13 protein-coding genes are annotated in these 12,868 nt (G+C 72.1%); 2 read left to right on the top strand and 11 right to left on the bottom strand.

The window, feature by feature from the left end; translation table 11 throughout:
* From flbT to MTDSW087_RS25375, 9 genes are all read right to left on the bottom strand, one after another.
* On the bottom strand, nucleotides 1–482 hold a 482-nt coding region (gene flbT, locus MTDSW087_RS25415), incomplete at its 3' end, for a flagellar biosynthesis repressor FlbT (protein ID WP_144767872.1).
* An 8-nt stretch (nucleotides 483–490) separates the two neighbouring features.
* Nucleotides 491–838, bottom strand: a complete 348-nt coding sequence (flaF, locus tag MTDSW087_RS25410; protein ID WP_144767870.1) for a flagellar biosynthesis regulator FlaF — start codon at nucleotides 836–838, stop codon at nucleotides 491–493.
* Nucleotides 839–1,000: 162 nt separating this feature from the next.
* Complete coding sequence (locus MTDSW087_RS25405; protein WP_144767868.1) at nucleotides 1,001–2,050, bottom strand: flagellar hook-associated family protein; 1,050 nt, start codon at nucleotides 2,048–2,050, stop codon at nucleotides 1,001–1,003.
* Nucleotides 2,051–2,102: 52 nt separating this feature from the next.
* Nucleotides 2,103–3,542 (bottom strand): flagellar hook-associated protein FlgK, encoded by a 1,440-nt coding sequence (gene flgK, locus MTDSW087_RS25400; RefSeq protein ID WP_144767866.1) that lies wholly within the window; start codon nucleotides 3,540–3,542, stop codon nucleotides 2,103–2,105.
* Nucleotides 3,543–3,651: 109 nt separating this feature from the next.
* Nucleotides 3,652–4,860, bottom strand: coding sequence for a flagellar hook protein FlgE (locus tag MTDSW087_RS25395; RefSeq protein ID WP_144767864.1), 1,209 nt, complete (start codon nucleotides 4,858–4,860; stop codon nucleotides 3,652–3,654).
* Nucleotides 4,861–4,963: 103 nt separating this feature from the next.
* Entirely contained in the window at nucleotides 4,964–6,283 is a 1,320-nt protein-coding gene (gene fliI, locus MTDSW087_RS25390; protein WP_144767884.1) for a flagellar protein export ATPase FliI, read from the bottom strand.
* Between the two features lie 46 nt (nucleotides 6,284–6,329).
* Nucleotides 6,330–7,055 (bottom strand): flagellar basal-body rod protein FlgF, encoded by a 726-nt coding sequence (flgF, locus tag MTDSW087_RS25385; RefSeq protein ID WP_144767862.1) that lies wholly within the window; start codon nucleotides 7,053–7,055, stop codon nucleotides 6,330–6,332.
* Nucleotides 7,056–7,059: 4 nt separating this feature from the next.
* The gene (locus MTDSW087_RS25380; protein ID WP_144767860.1) at nucleotides 7,060–8,343 is read right to left on the bottom strand and encodes a DUF1217 domain-containing protein; all 1,284 of its coding nucleotides are present in this window, start codon (nucleotides 8,341–8,343) and stop codon (nucleotides 7,060–7,062) included.
* 265 nt (nucleotides 8,344–8,608) lie between these two features.
* The gene (locus MTDSW087_RS25375; RefSeq protein WP_144767858.1) at nucleotides 8,609–9,187 is read right to left on the bottom strand and encodes a hypothetical protein; all 579 of its coding nucleotides are present in this window, start codon (nucleotides 9,185–9,187) and stop codon (nucleotides 8,609–8,611) included.
* Nucleotides 9,188–9,314: 127 nt separating this feature from the next.
* Here MTDSW087_RS25375 and MTDSW087_RS25370 point away from each other — a divergent pair, with 127 nt between their 5' ends.
* Both MTDSW087_RS25370 and MTDSW087_RS25365 read left to right on the top strand, forming a co-directional pair.
* Nucleotides 9,315–9,620, top strand: coding sequence for a PilZ domain-containing protein (locus MTDSW087_RS25370; protein WP_144767856.1), 306 nt, complete (start codon nucleotides 9,315–9,317; stop codon nucleotides 9,618–9,620).
* A 410-nt stretch (nucleotides 9,621–10,030) separates the two neighbouring features.
* Nucleotides 10,031–11,356 (top strand): flagellin N-terminal helical domain-containing protein, encoded by a 1,326-nt coding sequence (locus tag MTDSW087_RS25365; protein ID WP_144767854.1) that lies wholly within the window; start codon nucleotides 10,031–10,033, stop codon nucleotides 11,354–11,356.
* Between the two features lie 103 nt (nucleotides 11,357–11,459).
* On the opposite strand, the gene MTDSW087_RS25360 is transcribed toward MTDSW087_RS25365, so the two are convergent.
* Both MTDSW087_RS25360 and MTDSW087_RS25355 read right to left on the bottom strand, forming a co-directional pair.
* Nucleotides 11,460–12,140: a winged helix-turn-helix domain-containing protein gene (locus tag MTDSW087_RS25360; protein WP_144767852.1), complete on the bottom strand. Its 681-nt coding sequence runs from the start codon at nucleotides 12,138–12,140 to the stop codon at nucleotides 11,460–11,462.
* A 277-nt stretch (nucleotides 12,141–12,417) separates the two neighbouring features.
* Nucleotides 12,418–12,849 (bottom strand): gamma-glutamylcyclotransferase family protein, encoded by a 432-nt coding sequence (locus MTDSW087_RS25355; protein ID WP_144767851.1) that lies wholly within the window; start codon nucleotides 12,847–12,849, stop codon nucleotides 12,418–12,420.
* Nucleotides 12,850–12,868: the final 19 nt, after the last annotated feature.

The following is a 12,868-nucleotide window of genomic DNA, read 5'->3' as shown; positions in this document are numbered from 1 at the left end:
GTCTCGAGGCGCGCGGCCGGGCTCGGCAGCGCGCGCGCCCGCCGCGGCAGGGACTCGGGCCCCGGCCGGAGCGCAGGCGGCGCGGGGGTGGGCTCGGCACCGGCGGCGGCGAGCAGGGCCGCCTCGGCGGGGTAGAGCCCGCGGATCACCTTCAGCGCCTCGAACGGGCGCTCCTCCGCGATCAGCGCGTCCGCGGCGAGGAGCCCGTCCTGGAGCGCGGGCTCGCGGGTCGCGACCAGGATGCCGGCGCGCAGGCCCGCATAGAGGTCGCGCGCGGCTTCCGCCTCGGCGGGGGCGATCAGCATGGTCTGCACCGCGAAGTAGAGCTGGCGCAGGGGCGTCGTCGCCTCCTCTGCCTGCAGCACGTGGCCCTCCAGCAGGAAGGTGGCGTCGTTCAGGAGCTCGATCCCGACCTTGCGGTCGACGCGCAGGACGGCCCCGTTGATGTAGACGCGCTCGCCGGCGCGCAGGGACAGGCGCATGGAGGGCCTCACCGCAGGCCGTCGCGGATCGAGGTGTTGACCTCGATCAGGGCGGCGAGGCTGCGCTCGGGGGCCTGCAGCACCTCGCCGACCTCGCGCATGGTCCAGACGCCGATCGAGACGAGGTTGGCCCTCAGCTCCTCCGGCAGCCCGTTCTCCGGGTCGAGGAGGTCGGCGATCAGGATGTTCCAGAGATCCTGCACATAGGCGATCGCCGCGGTCCGCTCGGGGCCCGTCGCGCCGCGCGCCTCGACATTGCGCAGCATGTCGAGCGCCTGGTCGAAGGCGAGGCGCTCGCGCTCGCGGCTCAGCGCCCCGGCGTCCTCCAGGATCTCGGAATAGGAAAACCGGTACATCTCTCGCCGATGCCTTCTCGCGTGTCGGGTGCCCGGTGGGCCGGGTCGTCCGGAGCATGCTGCCACGTGACGTGAGCGGCGCGCTCCAACTCTCTGGTCTCGTTGGCTATTCCCGGGCGGTTGCCTGTCCGGGATCGTGCTTCGGCGGCCGAAGCCGGCAAGTTAGGAGATGAAGGAGACGAGGCTGAGCTGCCGCAACTGGGCGGTCAGCGCGTAGGACATCTGGATCTGCGTGGTCAGCGCGTCGACCCGGCTCTTGGCCTCGGCCGGATCGACGGATTCGAGCCGGTTGATCTCGCCGCCGAGGAGCTTGGCCTGGCTGTCGAGGCGGGCATTGGCGGCGGTGACCTTCGCCTGGGTGCGGCCGAGATCGGCCTGCTGGGTGACGAGGCCGCCGCTCGCGGTGCCGAGGAGCCCGAGCACCCGGTTGGTCGCGGCCTCCTGCGCCCCGGAGGAGAGGGCGCTCAGCCCGGTGGCGGAGGCGATGGCGTAGGCCATGGCGAGGCCGCGGAACGGGGCGGCGTTGGCCGAGGCCGAGCTGGCGACGCTCTCGCTCAGCGAGATCCGGGCGGTGAGCGTGCGGCTCGAGGCCTGCGAGACGTCCGTCTGCCACGCCGCGTCCGAGAACAGGGCCGCGACGGGGCCGCTGTCGGAGAGGAAGGCCTCCATCTGCGGGGCGGTGATTGCGGCCGCGCCAGCGCTGCCGGGGGCGGTGCCGAAGGTCGCCTGGAAGGCCGCGGCCACCGCGGCCTTGATCGCTGCCGCGCGGCCCTCCGGGATCGGGCTCTCCCGCGTGTTGGTGCCGCCGAACACGTACTGGCCGCCGGCCGAGGCGTTGAGGCCGGCGAGCAACGCGTCGAGGTTGCTCGTGCCGGTATTGTCGGCCGTCCCGGCGCGCTCCCCGCTCGGCAGGCCGACCAGCGCCGCCGACATCGCGTCCGCCGCCTTCTGGATCTGGGCCAGCGCCGTCTGGCTGGTGGACAGGCGCAGCGCGGCGACCCCGTTCGAGTCCTTCAGGGAGGCGATCTCGTCCGCGCTCTGGCGCAGGCCGAGGCTGCGGCCGACCCCGGTGCCGAGCGCCAGCCCGAGATCGGCGCGGCGCCCGCTGGCGATCTCGGCATTGGCCGTGGCGAGGTCGCTCTGCATCCGGGACAGGCCGCTGCGCGGCGCGTTCCAGAAGGTGAGGCTGGAGATGAAGCTCGTGGTCATCATGGCCGGCGGGAAGCCTGTCCGAACGGAGGGAGAGGAGGGGTGCGGCGCGCGCCTAGCGCACCGCCTCCATCAGGGTCCTGAGCATCTCGTCCACGATGGTGAGGATCTTGGCCGAGGCAGTGTAGGAGCGCTCGAGCTGGAGCGTGAGCGCGGTCTCGTCGTCGCCGTTGACGCCGACTGCGTTCGACAGCGCGGTGCTCGCGCGGGTGAGCAGCGTCGCCTGGTAGTCGGCCTTGGCGGAGGCGTCCTTGCGCTGCCCCTCCAGCCAGCCGGCGGAGGCGGCGGCGAAGTCGGCAAGGCTCGTCGTGGCGGCGATCTCGGTGCCCGCGCCGAGGCTGCGTGTGGCCGAGAGCGCTGCGGTCAGCGCGTTCAGGCGGTCGGGATAGGCGGCGTCGCCGCCCGCAGGGTTCTGGCGGTAGGCCGCCCCGTTCAGGCCGCCGTCGCGCAGCAGGGCGGCGTCGCCCCCCTTCTGCGGGTCGGCCGCGGCGTTGACCGCGATCAGCGCGGCGAGGTTCGCCGTGCCGGCGGGCAGGCTGCCGTCTGCCGTGACCGTGAACAGGCCGGCCTTGGCCGTGAGCCCGCTCGCGCCGCCGCCCTCGCGGAAGGCGTCGACCAGGGCGCCCGCGATCGCGTCGAGCTGCGCGCCGTACTGCGCGGCCGGCTCGTCGCGCAGGGCGGCGAGCCCCGCGATGCGGCCTGATTCGAGCGGCATCGGCGCGTCGGCGCCGGTGACGGCGACCCCGTCGATCACCACCGTCGCGGGGGTGGTCGCGGTGGCGGGATTCAGCACGACGCTGCGCGCCCCGCGCTCGAACAGCGGCACGCCGCCATCCGTGTAGATCGCCATGTCCCCGCCCGCGCGCTCGACGGTGGAGATGCCGACCTCCTCCGCCAGGGAGCCGAGGATCCGGTCACGGTCGTCGAGGGCGTCGGTGACGTCTGCGCCCGCGGCGAGGCCGCGCATCACCGCGCGGTTGGCGGTGTCGAACTGGCCGAGCAGGTCGTTGACCTTGGAGACCGAGGCGGAAAGCGCGGTGTCGGCGTCGGTGCGCACCGCCTGCACGGCCTGGGCCGCCTCGTTGAGGCCGCTGGCGAGCTCGCGCGCCCGGTCGATCGCGGCGCGGGCGAGGTCGGCGTTGTCGGGCTGGTTGGCCGCCGCCTGGAGCGCGGCGTTGAAGGCGCCGAGCCGTCCGGCAGGCGAGGTCTTGTCGGCGGCGTCGCCGATCGTCTGGGCCAGGGTCCGCAGCCCGTCGAGCCGGGCGCTCCCCGAGGCCGCGTCCGAGGCCGCCGCGAGCTTGCGGGCGAACAGGGCGGCGTCGGTGGCCCGCGTCACCACCACGCGCGCGGTGCCCTCCCCCGTGACGAGGGTGGCGATCTTGCGCGAATAGGCCGGGTCGCTCGCTCCCGCGACGTTGCGCGCGGAGGCCGCGATCTGGCTCGACGTGGCGAGAAGCGAGGAGCGCGCCGTGTTGAGCGCGAGCTGGAGACCCATCGGTCGACTCCGGGAGGGACGGCGCGGGCGGGGTGCCCGCACCGCTCGGAAGCCTGGCCCGATCGCGGGGCGTGGGCTTCCGAGCCGTTGATGTCGGCGTTCGCGCCCGTCAGCGCTTCAGGTTCATCAGGGTGTCGAGCAGCTCGTTGCCGGTCATGAACACCTTCGAGTTGGCGGTGTAGACCGACTGCGACTCGATCATCGTGGTGAGCTCGGTGCTCACGTCGACGTTCGACTGCTCGAGCGCGCCGGCCTTGATGGTGCCGCGCCCGCTGCGCGTGGCCGTGCCGATCTCGATGCTGCCCGATTCCGCCGTCGTCTCGTAGACGTTGCCGGCGCGCGGCTGCAGGTTGTCCGGGCTGCGCACGTCCGCGAGCGGGATGCGGAACACGGCGGCGCGGCTGCTGTCGGCGAAGGTGGCGTAGACGGTGCCGTCGGTGGCGATGCTGACCCCGGTGCCGGCCTTCGGCGCGGAGCCGTCGGCACTGGTCTTGACGTCGTACTCGGCGCCGAGCTGCGTCAGGCTGCCGAGGCTCACGCTCATCGCGGGCGTGCCGCCGGTGCCCGCCAGCGTGATGCTGGGCGTGCCGACCGCCTGGCCCTTGGCGTCGAAGCTGACGGTCCCCTCGCCCTGCTTCACCGGCGGCGTGGCGCGGTCGTAGACCTGCACGGTCCAAGTGTCGCTCGCGGTCCGCGTCATGTAGACGTCGAGGGGCACCTTCTGGCCGAGGGAATCGTAGGCCACCACCGAGGTCTTCTGGCTGTAGGTACCGGCAGCCGTGCCCGGCGCCGTCGTCTGGACGGCCACCGACAGGGGCAGGTTGCCGGCGAGCTTCGCCTCGGTGGAGGCCTGGGCCTGGAGGCCGGTGGTCGGCAGCGTGACGGGCACCAGCCCGCCGTCGATGTTCGGCTCGCCGTTGGGCAGCAGGCCGTAGCCGAGCAGCGTGAAGCCGCCCGCATTGACGAGGTTGCCGGTGGGGCCGTCCACCACGAAATTGCCGGAGCGGGTCAGGTAGGAGGCGTTGTTGGCGTCCCGCACCATGAAGAAGCCGCTGCCCTGGATGGCGAGGTCGGTCGGCGAGGTGGTGAAGGAGACCGGACCCTGCTCGCTCACCGAGCGGCGGATCGTCGTCTCGACGGCACCGGAATTGTAGTTCCCGGAATCCGCCGAATCGAGCAGCAGCGAGGAGAACTCCGTCGCGGTGCGCTTGTAGCCCGTGGTCGAGGAATTCTGGATGTTCTCCGCCACCGTCGAGATCCGGTTCGACTGGGCGTTCATGCCCGAGACGCCGGTGCGGAGCACGCCGATGAGACTCATGCGGACACCTTCAGGTTCATAGTCTGATGCTGGGAATCGCGGTCTGTCCGGGCGGCATTAGGCCGCCACAGGCTTGCGCGGGGCTGGGAGGGGAGCGCCGCGCTCATCCGCGCAGCGCCTGGGCGAGTTCGAGGAAGGCGTCCCGGCTCGGCGCTTGGCCGGGCTCCTGGCGCATGGCCTCGTAGATCCGCGGCACGAGGCCGATCGCCTGGTCGAGTTCCGCGTCGGTGCCGGCGCGGTAGCCGCCCATCAGGCGCAGGTCCCGCGTCTCCTCGAAGCGGGCCATCATCGCTTTCAGCTTGCGCACGAGGTCGCGCTGCTCCGGCGTCCAGACCTCGGTGGCGAGCCGCGAGATCGAGCCGAGCAGGTCGATCGCCGGGTAGCGCCCCTGCTCCGCGATGGCCCGGTCGAGGACGATGTGCCCGTCGAGGGTGCCGCGGATCGCGTCGGCCACCGGGTCGTTGTGGTCGTCGCCGTCGACCAGAACCGAGAATACGCCCGTGATGCTGCCCTGCCCTTCCAGGCCCGGCCCCGCCCGCTCGAGCAGGCGCGGCAGGTCGGAGAACACGCTCGGCGGGTAGCCGCGGGCCACCGCCGGCTCGCCGGCGGCGAGCGCCACGTCGCGGGCGGCATGGGCGTAGCGGGTGACGGAATCGACGATGAGCAGCACCGACTCGCCGCGGTCGCGGAAGGATTCGGCCACGGCGAGCGCCACCTTCGGCGCCTGGCGGCGCATCATCGGGCTCTCGTCGCCCGTCGAGACCACGATCACCGCGCGGTCCCGAGCCTTGGCGATCGGCCCTTCGAGGAACTCGCGCACCTCGCGCCCGCGCTCGCCGACCAGGGCCACCACCACGCTGTCGAAGCCGGCGGCGTCCGCGAGCATGGCGAGCAGCGTCGACTTGCCGACGCCGGAGCCGGCGAAGATGCCGATGCGCTGGCCCGCGCAGAGCGGCGTGAACAGGTCCATCGCCCGCACGCCCGTGCCGAGGGCCTCGCGCACCCGGGCGCGGGCATAGGCGGCGGGCGGGTCGGCATCGAGGGGGGCGCTGCGCTCGCCCGCTTGCAGGGGGCCCTTGCCGTCGAGGGGGCGGCCGAGGGCGTCGATCACCCGGCCCTTCCACGCGGGGTCGGGCCTGAGCTCGGCGGCCCCGAGCCGGAAGACGCGGGTGCCGATGCCGGCCTCGATCCGGGAATCGAAGGATTTCAGCGTCGCGCCCTCGGCGTCGATGCGCACGATCTCGCCGGTCTGCTCGCGGCCGTCCGCCTCGAAGCCCATGCGGTCGCCGAGGCGTACGAAGGCGCTGATCCCGCCGACGCGGCAGGCGCTCGCCGAGACCTCGCGCACGCGGCCGCCGACCCGCACGAGCCCGCCCTGGCCCAGGCCGCCTTGGCCCGATCCGCCCTGGCCCAGCCCGGCCATCACCCCTTCGAGACGTGCGAGCGCGTCGCCTGCCATGCGCCGGCCCCTACCCTTGCGGCCCGAGGGACTTGACGGCGTCGCTGAGCGAATTCTCCGACTGCGCCGTCATGCTGGCGGCGCTCTCGAAGGTGCGCTGGATGGTGATGAGCTTCGTCATCTCCATGATCGGGTTGACGTTCGAGCCTTCGAGATGCCCCTGCACGACGCCGATGCGAGTGAAGTCCTGCACCGGCCGGGCGGGCAGGCTCGGGGTCACCGCGTTCGGGCCGGCGCGGGTGATCGCGGCCTTCGGATCGAAGGTGAACAGGCCGATCGCGCCGACCTGGTTGATCCCCTGCATGATGCTGCCGTCGCGGCCGATGGTCGGCGGCCCCTGCTGCGGGTCGAGGAGGAGCGGCGCGCCGCCGGGATCGAGCACCGGCTGCCCGGCGAGGTTGGTGAGCCGCCCGGTCGCGTCCATGCTGAGCCGCCCGTCGCGGGTGTAGACGGGGCCCTTCGGGCCGCCGACGCTGAGCCAGGCGTCGCCCTGCACGGCGACGTCGAGGGGGGCGTCGGTGCGGGAGACCTGCCCGGAGGCGCGCGAGATGAAGGTGTCGCCCGAGCCCACGAAGGCGACCGCGCCGCGGCTCGCCTGGGCCATGAGCGCCGAGAACTTGGTCTCCTCCGCGCGGTAGCCCGCCGTCGCCATGTTGGCGACGTTCTGGGCCGTGGTGTTGAGGCGCTTCTCCAGGGCGATCTGGCTCGAGAGCGCGACGTAGAGGCTGTTCTGCATGGTCTCAGCCCCCGAACCGGAGGGACTGGAGGCCGGCCAGCATGTCGGCGGTGATGCCCGAGCCCGATCCCGTGAACAGGGCGAGCACCGGCGCTGCCTGGGTGTTGTTCTGCGCGTCCCAGATCGCCGCGAAGCGCTTGGCCAGCGCCTCGACCTTGGCCGGATCCTTGAGGCTCGGGATGTCGATCTTGGACGCGATGACCTCGGCGCGCCGCGTCAGCGCGTCGCTCGTCGCGGCCCCGCTCGTGGCCGGCAGGCCGGCCAGCGTGTTGGCGACCTGGGAGAGCGCCGAGTCGCCGAGGATGTCGTAGGCGCTGGTGACGCTGGAGGCCTTGCGGGCGAAGTAGAGGGCGAGGCGCACGCCCGTATCCTCGGCGCCCGCATCCTCCTCCAGCGACTGGCGCAGATAGGCGTCGACCACGCCCTTCATCCGGGCGTCCTGCGCCGTGCCGGTGCCGAAGCCGAGGTCGAGGGCAGTCCGCGAGGCGTCCGACAGGGCGATGGATTCGACGAGCACCGTGCGCTGCGAGCCGGTGGCCGCATAGGAGGTGTCGGCATCCGCGCCGTCCCCGCCCGCGACGCCGTCGGCCCCGAAATCGGTGTAGCTGGTGGTGGAGAAGACGAGGTGGCGGCTGGTGTCGAGGGAGGCCTCGACCTTGCCCTTCAGGCCCGCCTCGCCGCTCGCGGCGATGCGGCCGTTGATCGCCGCGACGAGCTCGGACGGCGTGACCGCGGAGAGGTTCGCGGCATAGCCCAGCAGGGACTGCCGGTTGAGCACGATGGTGCCCTTGTCGCTCGTCTTCGCGTCGAGCTTCGTCGTGAGCGCGAGGCCGATCTCGTTGGTGCCGCTGAAATCGTAGGGGCCGGTCAGCGCGAGGCTGCCGGTGGCCTGGGCGGCGCTCGCCGGGAGGGTGACGCCGAGGCTCGACAGGTCGTCCGTGCCCATGGCCGAGGTGCCGAAGGCCTTCGAGAAGTCGAAGGCCTTGGCGAAGGCGACGTAGCGGTCGTCGGCGAGCCGGTTGGCGAAGCTCGTGGAATCGGCGGTGCCCTCCGTCAGGACTTTGCGCATGAAGGCCGTGGCGTAGGTCATGTCCTCCAGGCCGTAGGCCTTCATGGCGTAGGCGTAGAGCCGCCGGTCGGCGAGCAGGTCGTCGACCGAGGTCACCTTGCCGATATTGGCCTCGTAATAGGCGGTCTCGCGGGCGACCGTCGCCTCGGCGGCCTTGCGCTTGATGGCGGTGGGCAGGTCCCGGGCGATGAGCGCGTAGCTGGTGAGCGTGCTGGTCACGTGCGCGCCTCCGCCTCGGGCAGGGTCTCAAGGGTCATCGCGTCGGCCATCCTGCGCGCTCGGATGGAGACGGCTCTAGGTGCGGTCCCTTGCTCGGGGCTTGCCTGGAGGGATGCCGTGGGGCGGCCTGATACCAGACGGCGATGAGCTCGATTCATCGCAGTCCGCCCGCGCGCAGTGGGACGGATCTTGGCGGCGGCGGCCGTCCGCCGGGCGCGTTGATCGCGACCATGGGTCGGGATCAACGCATTTTGGTATGAGCCGGTCACAGCCGCGTCGGCCCGATGATGGTCTGCGTGGTGATGACCACCCAGCCCGCGCCGGTGTTGCGGATGGCGAGGACCCGGCCGGCCCCGGGCAGTTCGGACCCGGTCGAGACCCGCACGAGCCCCGTCGTCCCCTGCAGCTCGGCGCTGCCGGCGCCCGCCCGCAGCAGGCTGTAGCCGGCCTCGGCCGCGGGCTCCGGCTGGTCGGGCGCGGCCGAGGCCGCGCGCTCGGGGATGGTGCCGGTCGTCGTCGGGTCGAGGTCGGGGATCGCCGCCCGCGCCGGGGCATCGGGGGGCCGCTTCCAGGCGAAGGGGCGAGTATCGGCCGGCAGCACCGCCTGGACGGCGTAGGGCCGCGACTGGCCGGCGATGACATAGCCGGCGAACCCGCTCGCCGTCAGCGCGAGCAGCAGGGCACCGCCCATCACCGCGCGCTCGATGCCGGCCTCCCGGGCGCGGGCGCGCGTCACCGCGCCGGCGAGCGGGCGCTCGGGCAGGCGCAGGGGAAGGCGCCGCGGCGGGGCTGGCGTCTCGGTTTGCGTCCGGGCGCGGGGCGGTCTGGCCGGGCGGGCGGTCATGGCGGGGGCGGCGGGCTCCGGGGCGGATTCGCGTGCCCCAAGGGGTGCCGGGTTATGCTTGACGCTTCGTTAACGGGCCGGCGCTAGGCCTGTCCGCGAAGCCCGCCAACCGGATGCGCGACCGGCGATGACCGATGCCCTGCCCGACGCGCCCGCAGGCGCCTCCGCCGACGTTCCCGCTCATGTCCCCACCCGGGCCAAGCGCCACCGCGTGGTGCAGCAGGGGCGGATCGTGCTGGCCAGCCGGATGATCGCCTGCGAGATCCGCGACCTCTCCGCGAGCGGCGCCAAGCTGCGGGTCGCCCCCGCCCTCGACCTGCCGGAGGTCTTCGAGCTGGCCATCGCCGCCCACGACCTGCGCATCCGCGCCGTGCGGCTGCGCTGGCGCCGCGGAGAGTTCGCGGGCGTCACCTTCGAGCCGGGCTGCTTCTGAGGGCCTGTCCGACGGCTCTCCTCCGTCCGCGACTTCAGACCCCAGGATGAGGTCGAGAGGGGGGATCGTCGCAGCCCGGTGGGCATCGCGGTCGAGCAGGATCCGGCGGGAATGTCCCGCCCCGCGATTCGGCCGGCCCGCGCGCTTAATAGGTTGATAATCCGATCCTGCCAGAGTGCGGATATCGGCGGCCGGGCTCTCCGGGCACGGCGCCGAATGCGAAGAGTCTCAGCGGCTGGGCTTCGTCCCAGAGACATGATGTCGGTCCGCTGCACCGGTGAAAGTCCGGATGTCCAACGCGCAGAGTCGCCCCGGCCTCCGGGGCCAGCGGTCCGCCACGGCCGCGCTGCCCCGGTGCAAGCCCGGATACGGACCTCCTCCCGCACTCTCATTCCCGGAAAGCTCGACCCGTGACCAGCCTGCTGACCAACTCCGCCGCAATGACGGCGCTGACCACGCTCAAGACCATCAACCAGAACCTCGACACGACCAGCAACCGCGTCTCGACCGGCCAGCGCGTCTCCAACGCCTCGGACAACGCCGCCTACTGGTCGATCGCCACCACGGTGCGCACCGACAACGCCTCGCTCTCGGCCGTGAAGGACTCGCTCGGCCTCGGCTCCTCGTCGATCGACATCGCCTATAACGGCGTGACCAGCGTCCTCGACCAGCTCAAGAACATGCGCTCGAAGCTGCAGACCGCCCTGCAGCCGGGCGTCGACCGCTCGAAGGTCCAGACCGAGATCGCGGCCATCCAGAACAACATGCGCGCCATCGCCGATTCCTCGGTCTCGAACGGCCAGAACTGGCTGTCCACGAACTCGTCGAGCTCCGACTACTCGGCCACGCGCAACATCGTGGCCGGCTTCTCGCGCAACTCCGCCGGCACCGTGACCTTCTCGAACGTGAACATCGACGTGGCCGGCATCCGCCTCTACGACGCCAGCACCACCGGCACGCCGGCCACCAGCGCCAAGGTCGTGGCGGGCGCGGCCATCAGCGGCACGCTGGACTTCAGCGGCGCCAAGCAGGCGAGCCTCGACATCGCCCTCGCCTCGGGCGGCACGCAGACGATCACCCTCAACGCCACCTCGCTGCAGGCGCACGTCCAGGACATCACCAAGGTGACGAAGGACGAGCTGCTCTCGGCGATCAACAACAGCATCGTCGGCAACACGACGCTCAACGGCAAGGTCAACGCCACCCTCGACGGCTCGGGCCGCCTGCAGTTCGAGACGATCGGCGTCGGCTCCACCGGCACGGGCGCGACCCTGTCGGTGGCGATGAACAGCACTACCAGCGTGGTGAATATCGGCTTCGGCACCACCACCACGGCGGCCACCGCCGCGGGCACCAACTCCACCGGCGGCGCCCAGAACGGCATCCTGGACGACGGCTCGACCTCGGTCGACAGCCTCGCGATCTGGACCGCGGGCTCCGGCTCCGTGAACGACACCACGATGAAGAGCTTCATCGACCTCGTGGAATCCGCCATCGCCAAGGTCACCGACGTCGGCACCAAGCTCGGCGCCAGCAAGACCCAGGTCGACGGCCAGAAGTCGTTCTTGGACACCCTGATGAAGGCCAACGACCGCGCCATCGGCACCCTGGTCGACGCCGACGTCGAGGAGGAGTCGACCAAGCTCAAGGCGCTCCAGACCCAGCAGCAGCTCGCGGTCCAGACGCTGTCGATCGCCAACTCCGCGACGCAGAACGTCCTCTCGCTCTTCCGCTAAGGGCGGGTGAGAGGCCGCCCGGCCCCGCGCCGGGCGGCCAGGACGGACAAGGCCGCGCCCTTCCGGGCGCGGCCTTTTCATTTCCAACAGGCGGCTGGGCGGATCAGCCGACGAAGGTGTAGCCGGCGAGCCGCTTGGCCTCGATCGGGTCGTGGCCGAGGCGCGCGCGCAGCTTCTTGCGCAGCTTCGAGATGTGGCCCTCGACCACGCTCTCCTCGCAGGCCGTCTCCAGGTCGCCGTAGACGGCCGCGAAGATCTGGCCCTTCGTCACCTGCCGGCCGCGGTGCTTGGCGAGATATTCGAGGATGTGCCGCTCGCGCCGGGGCAGGAGCAGGCTCTGCCCGTCGATCTCGGGATCGCGCCCGTCGGCGTGGACGACGAGGCGGCCGGCCCGGTCGGGCGTGGTGGCGGGGGCCGCGCCGCGGCTCACCCGGCGCCGGATCGCCGCGGCGCGGGCGATGATCTCGCGCACATGGACGGGCTTGCGCACCACGTCGTCGATGCCGGCGGTGAACAGCGCCAGGGTCTGCTCCAGGGAGCGGGTCTCGTTGAGCGCGATGATCGGCGCCTGCGAGAGGCTGCGGATCGACATGGTGGCGCCCGGGCGGTCGCTGCAATCGCCGAGCACGAAGCCCGTCACCGCCGCGAGGTCCTGCGCGGGGGTCACCGAGAGCCAGTCCTGGAAGGTCTCGGCGAACAGGCCGCGGGCCGCGACGCCCTCCGCGGTGAAGCCGGCCACGTACTGCTCGGTGACGCTCGCGCGCTCGTCGACGACGATGTACATCTCAAGCTTTTCCCGGACAAGCAGCGTCGTTCGCCCGGCGCGGAGCCGATCGACTTGATCTGCCGACGTGAGCGAAAGTCTTCCTGGCCGGGACGGCGGCGCGAAACCGTCGTTCAGGGCGCGAAGTCCCGAAAAGACCCCGCGATCCGCTCCCGGCTGTGAACCGTTCGTTAAGGAGACTTCTTTCCGGAAATGGTTAACGCGGTGTTAATGATGCACCGCACCCGAGGCGATGGCATGCAATGTGGCGCCGCTGCCACACCCTCCCGGTGGGCCGTCAGGCCTTGGCGCCGCGCAGCCAGGCGCGGACCTGACGGAGATAGGCGGGCGGCAATTGCGCGGCCTCGCCCGCTTCGAGCACCGCTTCGAGATAGCCCGGCCGCGGCACCCCCGGCCCGGCATTGCGGCCGAGATAGATCAGGGCGCGCCGGACGCCGCCTTGCGCGGAGACCGGCTGGTAGGCCTTGACGTAGAGCCCGCCCGAGACGCCCTCGTAGCGGTCGAGCGCCGGCACGTCGGCGAGCGCGAGGTCCCAGAGCACGCCCCAGACGGTCTCGCTCGCATCGCGCACCACCGAGGCATAGCCCTCGCGCATGATGACGAAGCGATGGCGCTGCAGCCGGCCCTGCCCGACCAGTTGCGAGGCTGGGCAGCGCAGCGCCATGGCGGCGGCGTCCATGTTGGCGCCGTAGGCGAAGTAGAGGGGCATGGTCCGGACGCCTGCGCCG

The organism is Methylobacterium dankookense (genome assembly GCF_902141855.1).
Lineage (GTDB): Bacteria > Pseudomonadota > Alphaproteobacteria > Rhizobiales > Beijerinckiaceae > Methylobacterium > Methylobacterium dankookense.
Note: the sequence above shows the minus strand (reverse complement) of the source record. Positions and strands in the feature narration are given on the sequence as shown.

What these genes read in the sequence shown, in the direction of transcription:
- MTDSW087_RS25375 (WP_144767858.1), bottom strand. Translation starts at nt 9,187, where the DNA reads ATGACCGCCCGCCCGGCCAGACCGCCCCGCGCCCGGACGCAAACCGAG.
- flgK (WP_144767866.1), bottom strand. Translation starts at nt 3,542, where the DNA reads ATGGGTCTCCAGCTCGCGCTCAACACGGCGCGCTCCTCGCTTCTCGCC.
- flgF (WP_144767862.1), bottom strand. Translation starts at nt 7,055, where the DNA reads ATGCAGAACAGCCTCTACGTCGCGCTCTCGAGCCAGATCGCCCTGGAG.
- MTDSW087_RS25360 (WP_144767852.1), bottom strand. Translation starts at nt 12,140, where the DNA reads ATGTACATCGTCGTCGACGAGCGCGCGAGCGTCACCGAGCAGTACGTG.
- MTDSW087_RS25355 (WP_144767851.1), bottom strand. Translation starts at nt 12,849, where the DNA reads ATGCCCCTCTACTTCGCCTACGGCGCCAACATGGACGCCGCCGCCATG.
- fliI (WP_144767884.1), bottom strand. Translation starts at nt 6,283, where the DNA reads ATGGCCGGGCTGGGCCAGGGCGGATCGGGCCAAGGCGGCCTGGGCCAG.
- MTDSW087_RS25395 (WP_144767864.1), bottom strand. Translation starts at nt 4,860, where the DNA reads ATGAGTCTCATCGGCGTGCTCCGCACCGGCGTCTCGGGCATGAACGCC.
- MTDSW087_RS25370 (WP_144767856.1), top strand. Translation starts at nt 9,315, where the DNA reads ATGACCGATGCCCTGCCCGACGCGCCCGCAGGCGCCTCCGCCGACGTT.
- MTDSW087_RS25405 (WP_144767868.1), bottom strand. Translation starts at nt 2,050, where the DNA reads ATGATGACCACGAGCTTCATCTCCAGCCTCACCTTCTGGAACGCGCCG.
- flaF (WP_144767870.1), bottom strand. Translation starts at nt 838, where the DNA reads ATGTACCGGTTTTCCTATTCCGAGATCCTGGAGGACGCCGGGGCGCTG.